The sequence below is a fragment of the Corynebacterium sp. ACRQK genome (genome assembly GCF_022345965.1).
Taxonomy (GTDB): Bacteria; Actinomycetota; Actinomycetes; order Mycobacteriales; family Mycobacteriaceae; genus Corynebacterium.
On sequence record NZ_JAKRMU010000003.1, the window covers coordinates 40,896 to 62,725 of the forward strand.

Here is a 21,830-nt window from a genome sequence, read left to right on the forward strand (position 1 = left end):
TACCCCGCGGCTACTCCGCGATGCTCGCGGCATCCATCGACGTGCCCAGCGAGGCCGACGACGGCCAGTCCGCTGGCAGCGCCGTGCCCTGAAGCCTCGGGTTGTTCTCGATGGCCAATGCGACGGCCTCGGTGCCCAGGCGTACCCGCTGTGGCCCCTCCGCCAGCGCATAGGCAATCAGCACGTGCAGGCACTTCACGCGGTCGGGCATACCGCCGCCCGAGAAGTCTGTGCCCAAATCCTCCATCTTGTTGCGCTCGGCCAGGTAGTGCTCGTGCGCAGCCTGGTAGTCGGCGGCCAGCTCTTCGTCATCGGGCAGCCGCGCCTGCATCGTCTTCATCACGCCTGCGACCTCCAGGCGGGAAGCTTCGGCGGTCAGGCGCGAATCCGTCAGGTAGTACAGCGTGGGGAACGGAGTGCCATCCGGCAGCCTCGGCTGGGTCTTCACCACGGCGGGAACCCCATCCGGCGTGTAGTAGCTGACCTCGACCACACCGCGTAGCGGACGACCGAGCTGCTGGCGCATTACTTCCAGGTCGTCTTCGGTCGGCGGGCCGGGCTGGCGTTGGTTAGTCATGGATTCCCTCGGTTCCTCTGCTGGAGTGTCTCACTCTAGTTAGCTGATGCGGGTGCTGGCGCCTGTTCTGGCGCTGCGGTCTGTCCTTCGGGCGCGGGTGCTGCGGGCTGTTCCTGCTCCGGATTCTCCTCCGGCACAGTCGGCAACTTGTGGTCTTCGCTCGCCGGATCGTCTTCCTGCAATTCTTCCTCCGGCGTGGAGATCGAGTCCCACAGCTGGGCGTACCAGTCGCGGTTTCCTTCGCCTTCGCCCTTGGATTCTTCGTCCGTTTCGGTGCCGAGCTCGTCGGAGTGGATCTTCGGGGAGATGATGCGATATGCCGACTCCCCCGGTTCAATCAGCCCCAGGCGCGTGCGTGCCTGTTCCTTGATGAAATCCTCGTCGCCGTAGCGGTTGAGCTCGCTGGTGAGCTCCGCTTTTTCCTTCTCCTGCACCGCAATCTTCTGGTTCAGCTGCGCCAGCTCGGCGCGTTGCTCAAAGTAGTTGCGCAGCGGGTTGGCTATGGAAACCGCCAGAAAGATCACCAGTACCAGCGCCACGAGCCACGTGGTGGGGCTCATGTTCTTAGGAACCTCTACAAAGGAGCGCGCCATGCGTTTCGGCGCGGTTTGCGCGCGGGCCCGACGCCTCTCACGCCTCTCGATCGACCGTGCCCGGGGCAGGTGGGCGGACTCGGGGCGGCTGTTTTCTGGCCCCTCTTTTTCGGACGCCACGTCTGCGCGCGGCTGATCCTCCGGCTCCTTGTCCGGTTCGCCCTTGGTCGATTTGCTCATGGTCTACAGAGTCTAGCGAAGCGAGGCTGAAATGCGAGTAGCCCACGGCCATCGGCTGGATGGCTGTGGGCTACCTGGGGCTACTTGATTGCCTTACGCGCTTGGAGAGCGCCTAGCGCTTACTTGGTAAAGCGCGGGAAGGCGGAGCGGCCTGCGTAGACAGCTGCGTCGCCCAGGATCTCCTCGATGCGCAGCAGCTGGTTGTACTTGGCAACGCGCTCGGAGCGAGCCGGAGCACCGGTCTTAATCTGGCCGCAGTTCAGGGCGACGGCCAGGTCGGCGATGGTGGTGTCTTCAGTCTCACCGGAGCGGTGGGACATCATGCTGCGGTAGCCGTTTCGGTGTGCCAGTTCGACAGCGTCGAAGGTCTCGGTGAGGGTACCGATCTGGTTTACCTTCACCAGCAGCGCGTTGGCTGCTTTCTCCTCGATGCCCTTGGCCAGACGCTGCGGGTTGGTGACGAAGAAGTCGTCGCCGACCAGCTGAACCTTGTCGCCGATCTTGGCGGTCAGGGCGGTGTAGCCCTCCCAGTCGTCCTCCTGCAGCGGGTCCTCGATGGAGACGATCGGGTACTCCTCGATCAGATCCTCGTAAACCTTCGCCATCTCCTCGGCGGTGTGCTCGCCGCCCTCGAAGTGGTACTTGCCGTCCTTGAAGAACTCGGAGGAGGCAACGTCCAGCGCCAGTGCGACGTCCTCGCCGACCTTGAAGCCGGCCTTTTCGATGGCCTCGACGATCAGATCCAGGGCTGCCTTGGTGGAGTCCACAGACGGGGCGAAGCCGCCTTCGTCGCCCAGGCCGGTGGACAGACCCTTGTCCTTAATGACCTTCTTCAGGGTGTGGTAGACCTCGGCGCCAACGCGCAGTGCCTCAGAGAAGGTCTCTGCGCCGATCGGGGCGATCATGAACTCCTGGACGTCCACGCCGGAGTCTGCGTGTGCGCCACCGTTGAGGATGTTCATCATCGGTACCGGCAGTACGTGGGCATTCGGGCCGCCGACGTAGCGGAACAGCGGCAGGTCGGCGGACTCTGCAGCGGCACGAGCAACAGCCATGGAAACGCCCAGGATGGCGTTGGCGCCCAGCTTGGACTTGTTCTCGGTGCCGTCCAGGTCGCGCATCAGCTGGTCGATCAGACGCTGATCGTCTGCCTCCACGCCCATCAGCTCTTCGTCGATGTCCTCGATAACGTTCTTGACGGCGTTGAGAACGCCCTTGCCCTGGTAGCGCTCGCCGCCATCACGCAGCTCGTGCGCCTCGTGCACACCGGTGGAAGCGCCGGAGGGAACGGCTGCGCGACCGAAGGAGCCGTCGTCCAGAAGTACGTCTACCTCGACGGTCGGGTTACCGCGGGAATCGATGATTTCGCGTGCGTCAATGTTGAGGATCAGGGCCATGTGTCTGCCTCCTTGGCATGTGGCATTGGGTGCCAAACTGTTGATTATCTGTTCTTGGGTTAACAGCTAACAAAGGTCTCTACCGCAGCGCTGGGTAGCCCACAGGTGGCACCGAGCACAGCGGTCTACTCCCATTGTGGCACCGCCAGAATTTTTTCGCCGTCACGCGGGCAAATCCTGGCTAAAACCACCCCTCCCTAAAGGGGGAATGGCCTACTGCGGCGACTGGCCAATCGCGTAGTTCGCCGCTGCGTCGCGTACCTGCACGACGTATTCCTCGGAGAGGTTGTACCCCTTGATCGCGCTCTTCCAACCACTTTCGGTGCTAAGGTCGCGCCCTTCTCTGCACAGTAGTTTGGTCGCGGTGGCGGCGGCGTCGTAGACGCTCTGCGGATTCTTCTTGCCGTCGCCATCTGCGTCCACCCCGTAGATCTTCCAGGATTCGGGGATGAATTGCATCGGCCCCAGCGCACGGTCGTACTCGCGGTCGCCGTCCAGACGCCCGCCGTCGGTATCCTCCACCTTGGCGAACTCGCGGCCGTTGAGCTGCGGGCCGATGATGTCGGGCTCGGCGATGCCGTCGTCGTTGAGTTTGGACGCTCCGAATCGCTCGCCGTCGTAAGTCCCGTGGCGGGTCTCTACGTAACCGAGCCCGGCCAGAGTATTCCAGGACAGGTGGCAGTCGGGAGTCTCCTGCCGAGCGAAGTCTTCGGCCTTTCCGTAGGCTATGAGGGCCTGCAGAGGGATGTTTAGCTCCTCGGACTTTGGCTTAGCCCAGTCCAGAGCCTGCTGGTATGCGCGGTCGCTGTCTTGCGGGTCGAAGTCCGGCGCGGGACTCGCGGCCTTCGGCGGAATATCGGTGGGCACCGGCAGGCGGTCGGATTCGGAGCCGCGGTCACTGGTGACGAACCCTGCCACCAGGTAACCGACCAGGGCGATGATACCCAGCAGCGCGATGACCACTACGAAGAATCCGCAACCACCCAGCAGCCCCCGGTTCGGGCGGCTTCCGGCTGCGTCGTCATCCCACACAGAATCGTTTGGTTCGATCCTCTGCGGGCGGCGATAGTGGTTCGACGCCATGGATGTCCTTCCTGCTTCTTTTTCTTAGGCCTTCTTAGGCTTCTCAGTGTGACCGCTCTGCGAGTTCTTATCGGCTGCACTTACCAACACTGCGCTTAGGCTACTTGCCGGAAGTTGAACCCGTGTTTCCGACTCGGTGATGTGCAGCTCCGCCATATCTGCGAACACACGTTCGCCGACGGTGATGTGAACTCCGGGGAGTACGCCGTGCTCGGTGAGATAACGCACCAGGGCGGCATCCCTGTCGCTGATGCGATCCACGATGAGCTGTTCGCCCGTGTGGGCGTCCGAAAGAAGGAAAGCCGAGCTTGCAGGAATGTGGCCGCCTTCGTCGGGAATAGGGTCACCGTGCGGGTCTCGTGTGGGGTTGTTCAGCAGGCTGGCGATGCGATCGACGAAGGTTTCGGAAACCGCGTGCTCCAGAACCTCGGCCTCGTCGTGCACTTCGTCCAAGCCGTAGCCCAGGTGGTTGCACAGAAAAGTCTCGATCAGGCGGTGGCGGCGAACCATGGTAAGAGCGATTCTGCGACCCGCTTCACTGAGCTCGATGTCCCCATAAGGGGCGTGGTCGACGAGCCCTTGGGTGGCGAGGCGCTTGATCGCCTCGGAGGCCGTGGAAGGGCGTTGGTCCATGTGACTGGCCAAGACAGAGAGGGAAACCCCACCTCCGGACCACTCCTGCAGATCGAAGATCTTCTTCAGGTAATCCTGGGACCTCTCGGGAAGGTCTGTGACATGCATGTCGACCAGTGTACGGGGGTAATCGGGGTTTTAAGAACTCATGGGTGTGGACTAAGCTGCACTATATTGTTCAACCCATTGAACATTACGCCCCTCACTATCGGAAAGTTTATTACCTTGAAAATGAAGCCCAGTAAGAAGCTAGCGGCAACTCTGTGCACCACAATCCTCGCAGTTGCAGGCACCACCGCCTGCAATAGCGAGAACACACCCGATGAAAAAGCCGAGGTTCTAACGACTTTCACCATCTTGGAAGACATCACCTCCAACATCGCCGGCGAGACCCTCACCGTGCGCTCACTAACCCAGCCCGGCGCGGAGGTTCACGGCTACGACCCCACCCCCAGCGACATCGCCGCCGCGTCCGAAGCGGAGCTCATCATCAACAACGGACTGGGACTGGAACACTGGCTGGACAAGCTGACCGCAGACAGCTCCGCCCAGCGCACCACTGCCAGCGACGGCGTGAAGCCCATCAACATCAAGGGCACCGATCAGCCCAACCCACACGCCTGGATGAGCCCCACCCTCGCCAAAACCTATGTGGACAACATCGTCCAGGCCTTGAGCGACCTGCGTCCGGAAAACACAAAGACCTACGAGGACAACGGCAAGAAGTACAAAGACAAGCTCGACGACGTGCAGACCGAGCTCCAGGACGGCCTGAAATCCCTGCCCCGCCACCAGCGGGCACTGATGAGCTGTGAGGGTGCCTTCAGCTACCTCACCCACGATGCCGGCATGAAGGAGGGCTACATCTGGCCCGTCAACACCGAGGGCGAGATCACTCCCCAGCAAATCACCCAGGCAGCCGATTTCGTCAAGGACAATGACGTCCCCGCTGTTTTCTGCGAATCTACAGTGGAGCCCGGGCCGAAGGAACAGCTCATGCGAGATACCGGTGCCCGCGACGGCGGTACACTGTACGTCGACTCGCTCTCCGAAGCCGACGGTCCTGTACCGACCTACCTCGACCTTCTTTCTTACGACGCCCAAACCATCGTCAGCGGACTCACGGGCAAGAATCCGAAGGAATAAATGAACTCGCCACACTCTTCCCCCTCCCCCGCGCTGGTCGTCGACAATGTGCACGTGAGTTACGGCCACGTCGATGCTCTCACCGGCGTAAACCTGCAGCTCGGCTTCGGCCAGATCACCGCCTTGATCGGCATGAACGGCGCGGGCAAATCCACCCTGTTCAAAGCCATCATGGGGCTGGTGCGCCCCACCTCCGGGAGCATAACGGTCAACGCCACCGGCTCACGCGGCACGGTGGCCTACGTCCCTCAACACGACCACGTGGACTGGAACTTCCCCATCAGCGTGCGCGACATTGTTGCCAGCGGACGGCGCCGCGCACGCTCCAAGATAGGCCTGCTACCGCAGGGTTCGGCGCTATGGGGGCTGAAGAGTTGGCGTCAAGAGAAAAGAGAAAACAACCGCATCATCGACGCGGCATTGCGGCAGACCGGACTGACCGACCTGCAGAACCGCCCCGTCGGCGCGCTATCAGGCGGCCAGCGCAAGCGCGTTTTCGTAGCACGCGGCATCGCGCAGGAGGCGAAGATCATGCTGCTGGACGAACCCTTCGCGGGGGTGGATACGCAGTCACAATCGCAGATCACCGCACTGCTACACGAGCTCGCCGAGGCCGGGACAGCGCTACTGATCTCCACACACGATTTGGACCGGCTGCCGGAACTGTGCGACAACGTGGCTATGCTCAACCGGCGGATCGTGGCCGAAGGGGCGCTGGAAGAGGTTCTGACAGCAGAGAACCTCGCGCGCACCTTCAGCACCAACACGGCGGACGCACAGCTGGTCGCTAGTGAGGAGGCGCAGCGATGAGCACACTTTCGACTCTTTTCGACCCAATCCTGGTGCCCCTGAGCTACAGCTTCGTACAGCGGGCGGTGCTCGCCGCCAGCGTGATGGCCGTGGTCGCGGGACTACTGAGCTGTTGGTTGATATTGGTGGGCTGGTCACTGCTAGGCGATGCGGTCTCCCACGCCGTGCTGCCCGGTGTGGTGCTGGCCTACATCACCGGAGCGCCCTTCGCCGTCGGTGCGATGCTGGCCGCACTCATCGCCGTCGGCCTGGTCGGCTCGGTAAAGGAAAGAACCACCCTGCGGGAGGACACCTCCATCGGCATTGTCTTCACCACCTTCTTCGCCCTCGGACTAGTGCTTCTTTCTGTGACGCCTAGCGGCACGCACTTACAGGAGATCCTGTTCGGCAACCTGCTGGGCATAACGCAGTCCGCGCTGTGGCAGATCCTGGCCATTGGAGGCATCGCGTTTGTGGTGTTGCTGGCGAATGCACGCACGTTTACTCTGTGGGCTTTTGACGCCGAACACTCCAGAACCATGGGCTTCAATACGAAGGCCATACGGTGGGCACTGTTGGCGTGCCTGGCGTGCGTGGTGGTGGCCAGCGCCCAGGCCGTTGGCGTGATCTTGGTGGTAGCAATGCTGATTACCCCCGGCGCAACCGCTTACCTGTGGACGCGCCGCTTCCGCCACATGCTGCTTATTGCTCCGTTGGTGGCGTGGGTCAGCTGCATCACGGGCATCCTGCTGAGCTTCAACGTAGACGTATCCACTGGCGGCACCATCGTGCTGGTACAGTCGGTCATCTTCGGGCTGACGTACCTCTTCGCCCCACGTGAAGGCCTGGTACGCAGTTTTCTAACGCGGCGCTAGTTGCCCTGCTGCTGGCTCCCTGGCTGCTGGGGGTTGGGATGCTGAGGCTTGTGCTGTTGGGACTGCAGCTTCTCGCGGAACGCCGCAACAGCATCGTGTAGGCGGCGCTCTGCCTCACCGGGGCTATCTAGCTCCAGGCCAACCATCGGGTAGCGGATGTCGGTCGGGATGTCCTTATCCGGGATTCCCTGCTCCCGCGCCTCAGCGATGACGGCCTCCGCTGCGGTCAGGGCGCTGGTGCCAGTCGAGCCGACAGCTGTGCCAACAGAGCTGGCGGGGACTGCCGGACCTGCCGTTTCAGCGGGCGCTTGGACGGCCGGGAACTGTTCCGCGTGCGGCTCCTGGCGGGGCTGTGCAGACTGTGCAGGCTGTGCAGGCTCAGCCTGCTTCTCGGCCGCCTTCCGCTCAGCTTCCTTCTTGGCCTCGCTGTAGCGCAGGTACTCCTCACCGAAACTGCGAATTCGCTGAGCTTCCTCTTCCTTCTTGCCCTCCTCCCATAGGCGATCCTGCTCCTGGCGCGGAACCTGACGCTCGACCTCCTCAAACAGGTAGGGGGCGCGGGCGCGCAGCTTCGCAGAAAACGCCCCGGCCACGTGGCCAATGTCGAAGGCACCACGGCGGTTGGCGATCTCTGCGTGGAAAAGCACCTGCAGCAACACGTCCGACAGCTCGGAGCACAGATCCTGCTCGATCCACTCCGGACGCGCAACAGCCTCACCCTCGCCCTCAGGCTCCCAGTTCTCCATCAGATCGATGGTGCGGGCCAGCTCCTCGGTTTCCTCCCGCAGGAACTTCACCAGGCTGGTGTGGGTCATGGACTGCTCCCACTCCCCCTGGCGCAGGGCACGTGCCATCAGCGCCACCGCGTCCTCGATTTCATCCATCACGGAAGCTGGCACCTCGGTGCGCGTCGTGCGACGCAGGCCGGCCACGGCCGCAGTGTGCTCGTCGGTCCCGACGATCTCGCCGTCCACCACGCCATCGCCCGAGTGGGTGATCTCGGCTGCGTTTTCCCCGTCGGTGGCGTCACTAACAGAAGAGCTACCGGCCTCCAGTTCGCGGGCGGGCTCCATGTGCACCTTGAGGCTCGGCGCGGTGATGAGCTCCTCACCAGCCTCGATGCGGGTAACGACAGCTTCGTTTTCCAGATCCGTCGTGACGATAATGTCGGACTCATCGACCGTGTGGCCGCCCAGATCCGCGATAACCCAGCGGACGCGGATGGGCACCTCCTCCGTGTAGCACACATCTCCACGGAGCAGATCGACGGCCTCCACGGGAATCATCGCGGGGAAACGGGGATCTAGTAATACGACTGACATGGCGGTTATTCTAGCGCGTCAGTGTTTAGGACGTGCCCTTATCCTTGCCTGCCCCCTTACTTGAGCCCTTGCCAGCCCCCTTGCCGGCACCGCCCGCCATGTTGCGAATCGGGATGCCAGCCAGCTGCGTCAACGCATCGGCGCACCACTGCACCAGCTCCGTATCGCGCAGCGGAACCGCTCGCATGCCCTGGCCTCGCTTCGGTGCCGGGATCAGCACGATCTTCGTGGTCGCGCGGTAGTTCGCGGCGGGGAACAGGCGCTTCAGGCGCACCTGGGTGGAATCCTGCAGTTCGATGGGGCTAAAGCTGATCTTCGAGCCCGTGGCCACTACCTCCGTGACCTGCAGATCGCGGCACAGCAGGCGCAGGCGCGAGAGCACCGCGAGCATCTGGATCTGCTCCGGCGGCTCACCGTAGCGGTCACGCAGCTCCTCGAGGACTTTCTCGATCTGCTCCTCGTCCTGCACCTCGGCGAACTTGCGGTAGGCCTCCAGGCGCAGGCGCTCCGAAGCGATGTATTCGGCCGGGATGTGCGCATCCACCGGCAGGTCGATGCGGATCTCCTTCTTTTCCTCCTCCCTGCCGTCGACGGGTTTGCCGTCAGCCATCGCGCGGAACGCCTCCACTGCTTCGCCGACCAGGCGGACGTAGAGGTCGAAGCCCACACCCGCGATGTGGCCGGACTGCTCGGCGCCCAGCACGTTGCCCGCACCGCGCATCTCCAGGTCCTTCATGGCCACCGCCATACCCGCACCCAGATCGTTGTTCTGGGCGATGGTTGTCAGGCGGTCGTAGGAGGTCTCGGTCAGCACCTCGCCCTTGGGGTAGAGGAAGTAGGCATAACCGCGCTCGCGGGAACGCCCCACGCGGCCGCGCAGTTGGTGCAGCTGGGATAGACCCATGTGGTGAGCATTTTCCACGATCAGCGTGTTGGCGTTGGCGATGTCCAGGCCAGTCTCCACGATGGTGGTACACACCAGCACGTCGAATTCGCGATCCCAGAAGCCCTTCACCGTGGTCTCCAGCTGCTCCTCGCTCATCTGGCCGTGCGCGACCACTACGCGGGCTTCCGGAACCAGGCGGCGAATGTCCGCGGCGGTCTGCTCGATGCTGCGAACCTTGTTATGCACGTAGAACACTTGGCCGTCGCGCAGCAGCTCGCGACGGATAGCCGCGGCGACGTGCTTATCCTCCTGCGCACCCACATACGTCAGCACCGGGTGGCGGTCCTCCGGCGGGGTGAGGATCGTCGACATCTCGCGGATGCCCGCCATCGACATTTCCAGCGTGCGGGGAATCGGGGTCGCGGACATCGTCAGCACGTCCACGTGCGTGCGCAGCGACTTGATGTGCTCCTTGTGCTCCACACCGAAACGCTGCTCCTCATCCACGATAATCAGCCCCAGGTTCTTCCAGCGCACACCCGTCTGCAGCAGGCGGTGGGTACCGATCACGATGTCCACCGTGCCGTCGGCCATGCCATCGATAACCTTCTTGGACTCCGCCGGGGTGGTAAAGCGGGACAGCTCCTTGATGGTGGTGGGAAAGTCCTGCATGCGCTCGCTAAACGTATTGTAGTGCTGCTGCGCCAGCAGGGTGGTCGGCACCAGCACGGCCACCTGCTTGCCGGACTGCACGGCCTTGAATGCGGCACGCACCGCTACCTCGGTCTTGCCATAGCCCACATCACCGACGATCACGCGGTCCATCGGCACCGGCTTTTCCATGTCGGCCTTCACGGCCTCGATGGCGTTGTACTGGTCCTCGGTCTCGGTGAACGGGAAGGCATCTTCCATCTCCCGCTGCCAGGGCGTATCCGCGGCGAAGGCGTAGCCCGGCGCGGCCTGGCGGCTGGCGTAGAGCTGCACCAACTCGCCCGCGATCTCGCGCACAGCGCCACGGGCCTTGCGTTTGGTGTTCTTCCAATCCGCCCCACCCATCTTTGACAGCGCGGGCTTTTCACCACCGACGTAGCGCGACAGCATATCCAGCTGGTCCATCGGAACATAGAGCTGGTCGCCCGGCCCGCCCCGCTTGCTGGGCGCGTACTCCAGCACTAGGTACTCGCGGCGGGAGGCATCTGGCCCCTTGCCCACCGTGCGTTCCGTCATCTTCACGAACTTTCCGATGCCGTGGGAATCGTGCACCACCAGATCCCCCGGCTCCAGCGCCAGCGGGTCCACGCGGTTGCGCTTCTTCGCGGGCTTGCGCTTGCCGGTTGCCTTCGCGTCCACACGGTTGCCGGTCAGGTCCGTTTCTGTGAAGAACAGCAAGCTGGGGCGCTTGTCATCCCCGGCAAAGGGGAACACCAACCCCTCGTAAGCCACGGCGTGGTAGATGCTCACCTGGTGCGGCGCGGGCTCATCGGCGGTGGTGTGCTTGGACTTCTTAATCCGCCCCAGGCCACGGCTGCCACTTAGGTCCACACCGATCGCCTCGGCCGCGATGCCGGCTTCTTGGAAGCGCCGCAGCATGCGGGCCGCCACGGCCGGGGTCGGAGCCGCGAAGGCCACCCGTCCGCCGGATTCCACGCGCTTGCGGATGTCGCTCATCAGCGCACCGATGGCCTCCATCTCGCCGTGCGGTCGGGGCGCCGAGTCGTAGTTGAGTTCCAGAACATCGGAAGTATCGGCGTCAAAATCCGCCATCCCGAGCGTAGACAACGTCCACCAGGGCCGCCCCAGTTTCTGCTGTACCTTCTGCACCGCGTCGATCGAAAGGTAAGCCACGCCCTCCATCGGCGCCGAGCCGCCCATTGCCGCAACGTCCCAGCCGGCCTCCAGGAACTGCTGGCCGGTTTCGCGCAGGTCGTGGGCGCGGCGTTCGACGGCCGCGGGTGCCATCACCAGCGTGTGCGTACCTTCCGGCATGAGCTCCGGCAGCGCCACCAGCTCCGCCGTGTGCAGGGCCGGGATCAGCGATTCCATCCCCTGCACCTGGATTTTCTGGCTGATCTTGTCGAGGATATCGGCCAATTCCGCGTTGCCGGCATGTTCTTGGGCAAGGTTCTTTGCTTTGGACGCCACCTCGTCCGTCACAATTAATTCCCGGCACGCGTAGACCATCACCTCGTCCGGCTCTACCCCGGGGATGGTCCGCTGGTCGCCGACGCTAAAGGCGCGCACCTCCGTGATCTCGTCGCCCCAGAAGTCCACGCGGACGGGCATTTCCTCGGTCGCGGGGAAGATGTCCACGATGCCGCCGCGGATGGCGAAGTGGCCGCGCTTACCCACCACGTCCACGTGCGTGTAGCCGAGTTCTTGCAGACGGTGGGTCAGGGAGTCGAAGTCGATCTCCGCGCCCACCTTCAGCTGCACCGGGGTGACCTCGCCCAGGTTGGACTGCACGGGCTGCACAGCTGCGCGGGTCGGAGCCACCACCACCTGCAGATCCTCGTCGCCCTCGTGCAGGCGACGCAGCACGCGCATGCGGGTGGACACAGTCTCCACGGCCGGCGACAGCTTCTCGTGCGGCAGGGTCTCCCACGACGGGAAGAGCTCCACGCAATCCCCCAGCATGTAACGCAACACCGTGGTGAGGTCCTGGGTCTGGCGCCCCGTGGCCGTAACCACTAGCAGCGGGGTGCGCTGCGCCAGCGTGCCCACTGCGAAAGGCCACGCGCCCTCGGGGGCCTGCATGTGCAGGGAGCCCCCCCCCAGGTGCGTCATCATTCCGCGCAGTTTCCCGTCCTGCGCAGCGGCTTTCAGCAGCCCCGCCAGGCTAGGCGCCGGGTTCGATGAGCGGTTGGCGTTGGCTTTGGGCGTGGCTGTCTGACTCATGGCCAACAGTCTATCCTCCACACCACCCGGCGGTTTATGCGCCCGGTTGGGCGTGCTGTAAAGTGTTCGCTGCACATTAATAAGTGCGCTTCTCCCATGGTGTAATTGGCAACACTACGGTTTTTGGTACCGTCATTCTAGGTTCGAGTCCTGGTGGGAGAGCTTTTTTTGGAAGGGGGGCGACACATGTCCGGCAAGTCCAGCACAGAATCCAGCAAGTTCTGGCACACATTCACCACGAAATGCATCGGCACGCCACCCGAGAGCGACCTGAAGCACGTCGAGGAAAACGCGGGCCGTTATTCTCTGGGCTTCGGCACGCAGAACATCGGCGATCAGATCGTTTCCGCTAAGACGGTTCTGCCGTGGTTTTTGTCAGTCGTCGCCGCCCCGGCGTGGATCATCCCGCTGCTGGTGCCGATCCGTGAGTCCGGTTCGATGCTGCCGCAGGCCCTGTTCCGCCCGTGGCTGCAGACAAAGACCTCGCGGCTGGGTTTCATGCTGATCGGCACGCTTGGCCAGGCGCTGGCCTGCGCGATCATGGTCGCCGCGGCGCTTCTGACCGACGGGCTGCTGGCCGGGTTGATCGTTCTGTTCGCCCTCGCTCTGCTGTCCACTTGCCGCTCTTTGGTTTCGCTGACCAGCAAGGACATTGCCGGGCGCACGGTTCCCAAGGGTTTCCGCGGGCGGCTGACCGGCTTTGCCACCACTCTGTCCGGCGCGGTGGCGATCCTGGTGGGTATGGCCATTCAGGCCGCCCGGGGCGAGCTCACCCCTACCCTCTTCGCAGTGCTTTTCGCCATCGCCACCGCAGCCTGGCTGGCCAGCGCATGGCTGTTTAAGGGGATCCGTGAGGGCGTCACTAAACAAGAACAAAAAGAGCTACCACAGGGCACGAACTACCTACGCGATGTGTTCGACGACATCGTGGACCTCGTGCGTTCTGACCGTGACTTTAGGCGCTTCGTGCTGGTTCGTTCGCTGCTGCTGGCCTCCGCACTGTCGCCGACATTCCTGGTGACGATGGCGAACCAACAGAGCGTGACGGAGGAATCATCGCTGGCCAGCGCCATCTTCACGGGTCTGGGGACGTTCGTGATCGCTTCCGGCGTGGCCGCGCTGCTCGCAGGCAGAATCTCTGGCCTACTGTCCGACGTGAGCTCCCGCAACACCCTGTCCGGCGCCGCGCTACTGGCGACGATCGTGCTGATCATCACCGTGGCACTGGGTTACGCTTCTTCGCTTAGTGACGCCCATGCGTGGACCACCACCCTGGTGTGGTGGCTGCCCATCGCGTTCTTCATTATTTCGCTTGCCCACGCTGCGATTAGAGTCGCCCGCTCCACCTACATCGTGGACATGGCTGAGGGCACGCAACGCACCCGCTATGTCTCGGTCGCAAATACCCTGATGGGCGTGTTGCTTCTGATCGTGGGTGCGCTGACCAGTGTGTTGGCACTGGTTTCCCCCGAGGTCGCGCTGGCTGCGCTGGCGCTTTTCGGGCTTCTGGGCGCCGCACTGTCGAAGACCCTGCCGGAAGTCTCGGTGGGCAAAAACCAGATTTCCTAAACGCCCGCGGGCAGCCCTCCCCGACGCAGCGGCTATGCGGCGCTATGCTGGTATTCGCTTTTAACCGAAAGTAAGGAATGCCAACAACGTGACTGATGCTGCTCAGAACCCCGAAGCTCAACCAAAGGCCCAAGACAAGCCTGTGGCAGTGATCGTACTGGCCGCAGGGGCGGGCACGCGGATGAAGTCCGCAACCCAAAAGACCCTGCACTCCATCGGCGGGCGCACCCTGCTTTCCCACAGCCTGCACGCTGCCGCAGGCATCAACCCCGCCCGCATCGTGGCTGTTATCGGCCACGGACGCGAGCAGGTCGGCCCAGCGGTGACGGAGGTCGCCGAGCAACTGGGGCGCAACATCGATACTGCGATTCAGAAGCAGCAGAACGGCACCGGCCACGCCGTGCAGTGCGCAATGGAGGAGCTGGAGGGCTTCGAAGGCACCGTAGTTGTCACCAACGCGGACGTGCCATTGCTGTCCCCGGAGACCCTGCAGGAACTGACAGCCACCCACGACGGGGCGAGCGTCACCGTGCTGTCTGTCAACCAGGACAACCCCACCGGCTACGGTCGCATCCTGCGCACCAACGACGGCATGGTCACTGCCATCGTGGAGGAAAAGGACGCGACGGAAAAGCAGAAGGCAATCACCGAGGTCAACTCCGGCGTATTCGCCTTCGACGCGGCCATCCTCCGCAACGGCCTGGCGCAGTTGAACACAGATAACGCCCAGGGCGAGCTGTACCTGACGGACCTGCTGAGCATCGCCCGCCGGGCGGGTCACCCCGTGCGCGCCCACATTGCCGCCGACGCGGCGGAACTCGCGGGCGTCAACGACCGAGTACAGCTTGCCGCCGCGGGCGCCGAACTCAACCGCCGCACCGTGACCGCCGCAATGCGGGGTGGAGCCACCATCGTGGATCCGGCGACAACCTGGATCGACGTGGATGTGCAGGTAGGCCAGGATGTCACCATCCTGCCGGGAACGCAGCTACTGGGCACCACCACCATCGGCGATAACGCGCAGATCGGCCCGGACAGCACACTGAAAAATGTCACTGTCGGCGAAGGCGCGCAGGTGGTGCGCACCCACGGCTTTGATTCCACCATCGGCCCCCGGGCCGAGGTAGGCCCCTTCACCTACATCCGCCCCGGCACGATCCTGGGCGAAGAGGGCAAGCTCGGTGGCTTCGTCGAGACGAAGAAGGCGAACATCGGACGCGGCTCGAAGGTACCGCACCTGACCTACGTCGGCGATGCGACGATCGGCGAGCACTCCAACATCGGTGCCTCCAGCGTGTTCGTGAACTACGACGGCGTGAACAAGCACCACACCACCGTGGGCTCCCACGTGCGCACCGGATCCGATTCGATGTTCATCGCCCCGGTCGTCGTGGGCGATGGTGCCTACTCCGGCGCCGGTACCGTCATCAAGGAGGACGTACCGCCGGGCGCGCTTGTGGTATCCGGCGGCAAGCAGCGCAACGTCGAGGGCTGGGTGGCTAAGAAGCGCCCCGGAACCCCGGCGGCGGAGGCCGGCGAGGCCGCAGCCAAGCGTGTGGCGGAAGGTGGTTCCCCCGCTTCCACACCGCAGGCGGACCAGAAGTAGAAAACGGAAGCTACGCTGGTTTTTGTTGATATCTCTGGGCTCGCCCTAAAATAGGGAGCGCCTTAGTAAAAGTGAATAGTCCAGCTCTTCGACCGGAAGGTTTAAGCACAAGTGTCCACCACCCACTGGATCGACAATCAAAAGAACCTGATGCTGTTTAGCGGTAGGGCTCATCCGGATTTGGGGGAGGCTGTTGCCCGCGAACTGGGCATCGAGGTTACTCCGACCACCGCCCGCGACTTCGCTAACGGCGAGATCTTCGTCCGCTTCGAAGAGTCCGTTCGTGGTTCCGATGCCTTCGTACTGCAGTCCCACCCGCAGCCGCTGAATGATTGGCTGATGGAACAGCTGATCATGATCGATGCTCTGAAGCGTGGCTCCGCCAAGCGCATCACCGCGATCCTGCCGTTCTACCCCTATGCCCGCCAGGACAAGAAGCACCGCGGCCGCGAGCCGATCTCCGCCCGCCTGGTTGCCGACTTGCTGAAGACCGCCGGCGCGGACCGCATTGTCTCCGTCGATCTGCACACGGATCAGATCCAGGGCTTCTTCGACGGCCCGGTGGATCACATGCACGCCATGCCGATCCTGACTGACTACGTGAAGGCCAACTACAACCTGGACAACATCTGCGTGGTCTCCCCCGACGCTGGCCGCGTGAAGGTGGCCGAGAAGTGGGCCAACGTGCTGGGTGATGCCCCGCTGGCGTTCATCCACAAGACCCGCGACGTGGACGTGGCCAACAAGGTCACCGCCAACCGCGTGGTTGGTGACGTGAAGGGCCGCACCTGTGTGCTGTTGGATGACATGATCGATACCGGTGGAACCATCGCCGGCGCCGTCGGCGTGCTGCGCGAGGCTGGTGCGGGCGACGTGATCATCGCCACCACCCACGGCGTGTTCAGCGGTCCGGCGCGCGAGCGTCTGAGCAGCTGTGGCGCCCGTGAGATCATCACCACCGATACTCTGCCGCAGTCTACCGAGGGGTGGGATAACCTGACGGTTCTGCCGATCGCCCCGCTGGTGGCCAAGACCATTCACGAGATCTTCGAGAATGGCTCCGTGACCACACTGTTTGAGTAGTTTTAATCCCCGGTTGGGGGTGTGCTAACATACTTTCGAATCTCGGCGAGGGCTGAATTCTCACCCAGAATTTGGCCGTTATCGGCGCGAAAAGCACACTCCCCCTTCTTTTTGTGTGGCGTAACCTTTCAAAGCGAGTCCGCTCGCGTGCGGGTGCGTGACCAATAAAACTGTGGGATGCATACACGCCGCGAGATATCGCGGCATTTTTTATGTCCGCGGTTGAAACGCAAGAGCGATTCAGAGCACATCTGAAGCACAAAAATCGAAGGAGAAAATCATGGCTGACATTACCCGCCTGAAGGGCGAGCTGCGTACCGAGTTCGGCAAGGGCGCTTCCCGCCGCCTGCGTCGTGACTTCCGCGTTCCGGCTGTTGTCTACGGCAACAAGCTGGACCCGATGCACGTTCACGTGGACATCCTGGAGTTCCAGGCCATCCTACGTAACGAGGGCGTGAACGCCGTTCTGGAGCTGGAGATCGAGGGCCAGGACCACCTGGTCATGATCAAGGCTGTGGATCAGAACGTACTGACCCTGGACGTGGACCACGCTGACCTGCTGAACGTTAAGCGCGGCGAGAAGGTTGAGGTTGACGTTCCGGTTATCTTCACCGGTCAGCCTGCTCCGGGCGCCCTGGTCACCCAGGAGGCAGATGTCATCACCATCCTGGCCGACGTTCTGAACATTCCGGAAGAGATCACCGTCGACATCGAGGGCAAGGAAATCGGCGACCAGGTTCTGGCCGGCGACCTGCAGATGCCGGGCAACGCATCCCTGGTCTCCGAGGAAGACACCCTGATCATCAACGTCGTGGAGCCGGAGGAAGAGGAACTGCCGGAGCCGGACGAGGAGGGCGAAGGCGCCGAGGGCGAGGCAGCCGAGGGCGAGGCAGCCGAGGGCGAGTCCGAGGAGTAATCCACTCCCCCTTCCCCCCCCCACTGGGCCACACCGCGTGCAATTCTCGCACCGGGTGGCCCCTTTTGTTGCCCTTTTTATTGACGCCACCCCACGGCCGCGGGGGCTGTCCGGGGTGGACAGTACAATGACCGTCAGTGAGCTAGAGAGAGGGTTGGGAGACGGTGGCGTCACCAAATAAGAAACAACAAACCAACAGCGATACATGGCTGATCGTCGGCCTGGGCAACCCCGGCGATAAATACGCCAACACCAGGCATAACGTTGGGCGAATGGTGATCGGCGAACTGCTGGATCGGCAAGTACCGGTGGCCAGCCTGAATACCCACAAGAAGACGAACACGGACATCGCCGAGGTGACTATCGCGGGGCGCAAGATAGTGCTGGCGCAGCCGCGGACCTACATGAATGTGTCGGGCGGGCCGGTGCAGCAGCTGGCGGCGTTTTTCAAGATCCCGGCGGGTAACATCATCGTCGCCTACGACGACCTCGAGGGCGATCCGGGGGCGGTTAAGTTGCGGCAGTCCGGTGGCGACAAGGGGCATAACGGATTGAAGTCCATCACGAAGTCCCTGGGCACGAAGGACTACTGGCGCCTTTCGTGCGGCATTGGGCGGCCACCCGGACGCATGGATCCAGCGGCCTATGTGTTGAAGCCCTTCCCCAAGTCGGAGGCGGCGGATGTGGCGATCATGTGCGCTGACGCAGCCGACGAGGTTGAGCGCACCCTCGGTGTGGGAAACTAGTGGCTGTGTCATTCCTCCAGTCTTTATTTTCCGTTTTTCGCAAGAGCTCCGCACTACAGGAGCCGGTAGATAAAAGCGCAGGTAAGAAGCCTGCGAAGCGTTCCAAGCTCACCGTCGGGCAGCTGCAAGAGTTTGCCCCTGAATGGATTGTGATCGGCCTGGGAAACCCCGGAACCAAGTACGCGGAAACCCGACACAATATCGGCTATTGGCCGATTGATCGCCTGGTTGAGCGGTACGAGACGCAGTGGCTGCCGGTGGAGGGCCAGAAGGCTCATGCGGCGTTGATCACGGTGGAAGAAACCCCCGTGCTGCTACTGCGCTCTACGACGTACATGAATAACTCTGGTGAAGCGGTGGGTCCGCTGGCTTCCGCTTTGAGTCTGCCGGCAGAGCGAGTCATTGTCTGCCACGACGAGTTGGATATCGCCACCGGCCAGGTGCGCATCAAGGATAAAGGCGGAGAGGGCGGCCACAATGGGCTGCGCTCAATGACTGCCGAGCTAGGCACCCAGCACTACGTGCGCGTCCGCATGGGCATCGGTCGCCCGCCCAAGGGAACGTCGGTGATTGATTTCGTTTTGAGCCCGTTCGAGGATGCGGACATCGCCCCAGAGAGCGGGTGGATGGAAAATACTCTTCGAGCTTCGGTGGACTCAGTGACTCTCATCGTGAACAATGGCACAGACATTGCACGAAACGATATCCACACACGCAAGCACTAATAAGTGCTGCGGTGCAGGTAGCGCGCAGTAACGAGGATACTCGCGGTTTTTCGAGCTAACTAGCGTTAGTATTGTTGAATCAATGCACTCGATCTTGCCTTTGGGAGATGCAAAGTGAAGCAGGTTTTTGGACTACTGCGCGCTGTTCGTAACGATCGAACAGGTTCAGCGAAGTCGTCCCCCGACCAGCAGAAACACCAGGAATCTGGTGTATCTTCCGGGGCTTCTGTGTCTTCTAAACCGTCTGCGGATTCCGAACCGTCTGCGGATTCCAAGCCTTCCGAGGAGAAGACCTCTGCAGAGAAAAAGCCTGCCGCTCCGAAGCCACCGAAGGCTTCCGCTCCCCAGAAGCAAAAGCCACCGAAGGCAACCGCAGCCTCGCAGGATCCCAAGAAGTCCACTACGGCTGCGAAGGCTCCTAAAGCAGACAAAAACAAGAAGCAGACAAGCACTAGCCCCAAGCAGGCTGCTACTACCCGACCAGCTGCGGCTGCTCCGGCCATCAAACTCGGTAGCGTAGGCGCGCCGCCTGCCCCGGGGGTTGCACCTGGCGTGACGCGACAAGCACCTGCACCCAAGAAGTCAACGCCTCCCGCAAAACCTGCGCCCAAGAAGTCAACGCCTCCCGCAAAACCTGCGCCCAAGAAGTCAACGCCTCCCGCGAAACTTGCACCCAAGCAGGCCGCCAAGCCGGCGCCCAAAAAGACGCCTGCAGCAAAGGCCACGCCGACTGCAAAGCCGAAGGCGGAGCCGAAGCCGGTGCCACCAGCGGCGGAGAAGTCGGCGTCACAACCAAAGAAACAGCCCGAACCGAAACAGGTGGCGACGGCACAACCTGCGCCACAGCAGAACAAGGTGCCGGAAGCGCTGGCGATCCCGCCGGAGAACAAGACGATTAAGAAAGATCGCCGTGCTCGCCTGCGCCAGGTAAAGGGACTCGATGGCTTGCGTGGCCTCGCCGTGCTCGCAGTGGTGATCTACCACTTCTTCGGCGATGTTCTGCCCGGCGGTTACCTGGGCGTGGACCTGTTTTTCGTCCTATCGGGCTTCCTGATCACCTCGCTGCTGGTGCGCGAGTACCGGGTAAACAACACGATCAGCCTGAAAGACTTCTGGATCAGGCGTTTCCGACGAATCCTTCCTGCCGCGCTGGTCACGCTGTTTATCGTCACCGCAATCGTCACCGCCATAGGTGGGGACATTGCCGTGGGCATCCGCGAGCAATTCCTGGGCACGCTGTTCTTCGTCAACAACTGGACGCAGATCGCTACCTCCCAGTCGTACTTCGCGGAAAACGAGGTTCAGGTTTTCGCCCACTACTGGTCGCTGGCGGTCGAAGAGCAGTTCTACATCATCTGGCCGCTGGTGACACTCGGCATTTTCGTGTTCACCCAGCGTCGGCTCCACCGCAGTCCGCGCCGCGTCCCGATGCTGATGACGGCGCTGCTTGCCGTGCTTTCCGCTGCAGCCATGGCGCTGCTGTTCACCCCCGGCGAGGATCCGACGCGCGTCTACTACGGCACGGATACGCACGCTTTCGGCCTGCTCATCGGTGCTTTCCTTTCGCTGGCTGTCACCTCCACACGCAACGATCCAAGGGTGGATTCCTGGCCGTCGGCAGGAAAGTTTGAGGCGCGAGCTGCAGGAGCCATCGGTGCCCTTGCCCTTATCGGCTACGTCATCCAGCTGCTGTTTATGGGCGACGCCCTGGCAGTGACCTACCAGGGCGGCCTGCTGCTGACCAGCGTGCTGGGCGTGCTGATGATCTGGGGAGTGATCCGCGAGACCGGCCCGCTGACGTGGGTCTTCCGTACCAATGTCATGCGCTGGCTCGGCCAACGCTCGTTCTCGTTGTACCTGTGGCACTGGCCAGTCATCATGATTCTGCGCGCTCTTTTTGACGCCGACGGTCACATGGACCACAAGTGGATTCTGGGACTGGTAGCGGTGCCGATCGCACTGCTGATCTCCGAGATTTCCTACCAGCACGTGGAAAACCCCTTCCGCCGCCGCGGCTACAAGCAGACGTGGAAGGACTACTGGGCTTCCCGCCCGAGCTTCCAGGAGATCAACGAAGGCTTTAAGAAGGTCGCTTGGCCCGTCGTACCATTGCTTGTCGTGGCCTGTGTCGGCGGTGTGGTCTACGGAGTGGTGAACTCCAACGATAAGACTGCACTGGAACAGGAACTGGACCAGCTACAACGTATGAACCAAGAGGCTAACAAGGGTAAGGCCCCCACCCCGGCCACTCCACCGCCTCCGAAGGAGAAGAAGGCCGCGGCCGTGCAGGGCAAGGACATCACCGCCGTGGGTGACTCTGTGATGCTGGCAGCCAGCGAAGCGCTGAACACGAACTACCCGGGCATCTACATCGATGCGGACGTTTCCCGCCACTACACCGCCGGCATAGATGTTCTGCGTCAACTGAACGATTCCGGCGAGCTGCGCAAGAACGTGTTCCTTGGCTTCGGAACCAACGGCTCAGCCTTCCCGGGACAGCTGGAGGAGATGATTAACCTCATCGGCCCCGACCGCCAGATCTTCATGGCCATGCCCTACGGCGATCGAGAGTGGATGGCACAATCCCGCCAGGAAGTGCTGGATGCAGCCAAGGCTCACGACAACGTCTACATCGCGGACTGGTGCGGCCACGCGCAGTCCCACCAGAACCTGCTGTTTGAAGATGGTGTTCACCCGATGCCCGAGGGCGCGCAGGAGTATGCGAAATCCTTCGACGAGGCGCTGGCACAGGCTGCAGACCATAAGAAGAAGACCACGACTACCTGCGCCTAATGCCCACCCGCTAGAC

The 21,830-nt window shown here is 62.5% G+C and carries 17 protein-coding genes and 1 tRNA gene; 11 read left to right on the forward strand and 7 right to left on the reverse strand.

Annotation, left to right across the window (positions count from 1 at the left end; translation table 11 throughout):
- Positions 1 to 10: 10 nt before the first annotated feature.
- The 5 genes from MHX63_RS04380 to MHX63_RS04400 form a co-directional block, all read right to left on the reverse strand.
- Positions 11 to 577: a DUF501 domain-containing protein gene (locus MHX63_RS04380; protein ID WP_239387403.1), complete on the reverse strand. Its 567-nt coding sequence runs from the start codon at positions 575 to 577 to the stop codon at positions 11 to 13.
- A 35-nt stretch (positions 578 to 612) separates the two neighbouring features.
- Positions 613 to 1,350: a septum formation initiator family protein gene (locus MHX63_RS04385; RefSeq protein ID WP_239387404.1), complete on the reverse strand. Its 738-nt coding sequence runs from the start codon at positions 1,348 to 1,350 to the stop codon at positions 613 to 615.
- Positions 1,351 to 1,469: 119 nt separating this feature from the next.
- On the reverse strand, positions 1,470 to 2,747 hold the full coding sequence (gene eno, locus MHX63_RS04390; protein ID WP_011273912.1) for a phosphopyruvate hydratase: 1,278 nt from the start codon (positions 2,745 to 2,747) through the stop codon (positions 1,470 to 1,472).
- A gap of 213 nt (positions 2,748 to 2,960) precedes the next feature.
- A complete protein-coding gene (locus MHX63_RS04395; protein WP_239387405.1) occupies positions 2,961 to 3,830 on the reverse strand; it encodes a lytic transglycosylase domain-containing protein in 870 nt (289 codons plus the stop codon).
- A gap of 24 nt (positions 3,831 to 3,854) precedes the next feature.
- Positions 3,855 to 4,571, reverse strand: a complete 717-nt coding sequence (locus tag MHX63_RS04400; RefSeq protein ID WP_239387406.1) for a metal-dependent transcriptional regulator — start codon at positions 4,569 to 4,571, stop codon at positions 3,855 to 3,857.
- A 123-nt stretch (positions 4,572 to 4,694) separates the two neighbouring features.
- On the opposite strand from MHX63_RS04400, the gene MHX63_RS04405 reads away from it, so the two are divergent.
- Genes MHX63_RS04405 through MHX63_RS04415 form a run of 3 tightly spaced genes read left to right on the forward strand, consistent with a single transcriptional unit; the run spans position 4,695 to position 7,273 of the window.
- Positions 4,695 to 5,609 (forward strand): metal ABC transporter solute-binding protein, Zn/Mn family, encoded by a 915-nt coding sequence (locus tag MHX63_RS04405; RefSeq protein WP_239387407.1) that lies wholly within the window; start codon positions 4,695 to 4,697, stop codon positions 5,607 to 5,609.
- Entirely contained in the window at positions 5,610 to 6,419 is an 810-nt protein-coding gene (locus tag MHX63_RS04410; RefSeq protein WP_239387408.1) for a metal ABC transporter ATP-binding protein, read from the forward strand. It begins immediately after the preceding gene.
- Positions 6,416 to 7,273 carry a metal ABC transporter permease gene (locus MHX63_RS04415; RefSeq protein ID WP_239387409.1) on the forward strand — a complete coding sequence of 286 codons (858 nt, stop codon included), beginning with the start codon at positions 6,416 to 6,418 and terminating at the stop codon, positions 7,271 to 7,273. Before MHX63_RS04410 ends, MHX63_RS04415 begins: the two co-directional genes overlap by 4 nt.
- On the opposite strand, the gene MHX63_RS04420 is transcribed toward MHX63_RS04415, so the two are convergent.
- Both MHX63_RS04420 and mfd read right to left on the reverse strand, forming a co-directional pair.
- Positions 7,270 to 8,595, reverse strand: coding sequence for a MazG nucleotide pyrophosphohydrolase domain-containing protein (locus tag MHX63_RS04420; protein WP_239387410.1), 1,326 nt, complete (start codon positions 8,593 to 8,595; stop codon positions 7,270 to 7,272). The genes MHX63_RS04415 and MHX63_RS04420 overlap by 4 nt on opposite strands.
- A gap of 25 nt (positions 8,596 to 8,620) precedes the next feature.
- Positions 8,621 to 12,376 (reverse strand): transcription-repair coupling factor, encoded by a 3,756-nt coding sequence (gene mfd / locus MHX63_RS04425; protein ID WP_239387411.1) that lies wholly within the window; start codon positions 12,374 to 12,376, stop codon positions 8,621 to 8,623.
- A 90-nt stretch (positions 12,377 to 12,466) separates the two neighbouring features.
- Here mfd and MHX63_RS04430 point away from each other — a divergent pair.
- From MHX63_RS04430 to MHX63_RS04465, 8 genes are all read left to right on the forward strand, one after another.
- Positions 12,467 to 12,538 (forward strand) — tRNA-Gln (locus tag MHX63_RS04430).
- A 24-nt stretch (positions 12,539 to 12,562) separates the two neighbouring features.
- Positions 12,563 to 13,945, forward strand: coding sequence for an MFS transporter (locus tag MHX63_RS04435; protein WP_239387412.1), 1,383 nt, complete (start codon positions 12,563 to 12,565; stop codon positions 13,943 to 13,945).
- Positions 13,946 to 14,033: 88 nt separating this feature from the next.
- Complete coding sequence (gene glmU / locus MHX63_RS04440; RefSeq protein ID WP_370643975.1) at positions 14,034 to 15,551, forward strand: bifunctional UDP-N-acetylglucosamine diphosphorylase/glucosamine-1-phosphate N-acetyltransferase GlmU; 1,518 nt, start codon at positions 14,034 to 14,036, stop codon at positions 15,549 to 15,551.
- 111 nt (positions 15,552 to 15,662) lie between these two features.
- Positions 15,663 to 16,634 (forward strand): ribose-phosphate diphosphokinase, encoded by a 972-nt coding sequence (locus tag MHX63_RS04445; protein WP_370643976.1) that lies wholly within the window; start codon positions 15,663 to 15,665, stop codon positions 16,632 to 16,634.
- Between the two features lie 280 nt (positions 16,635 to 16,914).
- Complete coding sequence (locus MHX63_RS04450; protein ID WP_239387413.1) at positions 16,915 to 17,550, forward strand: 50S ribosomal protein L25/general stress protein Ctc; 636 nt, start codon at positions 16,915 to 16,917, stop codon at positions 17,548 to 17,550.
- Positions 17,551 to 17,714: 164 nt separating this feature from the next.
- The gene (pth, locus tag MHX63_RS04455; protein ID WP_239387414.1) at positions 17,715 to 18,296 is read left to right on the forward strand and encodes an aminoacyl-tRNA hydrolase; all 582 of its coding nucleotides are present in this window, start codon (positions 17,715 to 17,717) and stop codon (positions 18,294 to 18,296) included.
- Positions 18,296 to 19,021: an aminoacyl-tRNA hydrolase gene (gene pth / locus MHX63_RS04460; protein ID WP_239387415.1), complete on the forward strand. Its 726-nt coding sequence runs from the start codon at positions 18,296 to 18,298 to the stop codon at positions 19,019 to 19,021. The genes pth (MHX63_RS04455) and pth (MHX63_RS04460) overlap by 1 nt, the downstream gene beginning before the upstream one ends.
- A 228-nt stretch (positions 19,022 to 19,249) precedes the next feature.
- Positions 19,250 to 21,814: an acyltransferase family protein gene (locus tag MHX63_RS04465; protein ID WP_239387416.1), complete on the forward strand. Its 2,565-nt coding sequence runs from the start codon at positions 19,250 to 19,252 to the stop codon at positions 21,812 to 21,814.
- The last annotated feature ends 16 nt before the right edge of the window (positions 21,815 to 21,830 follow it).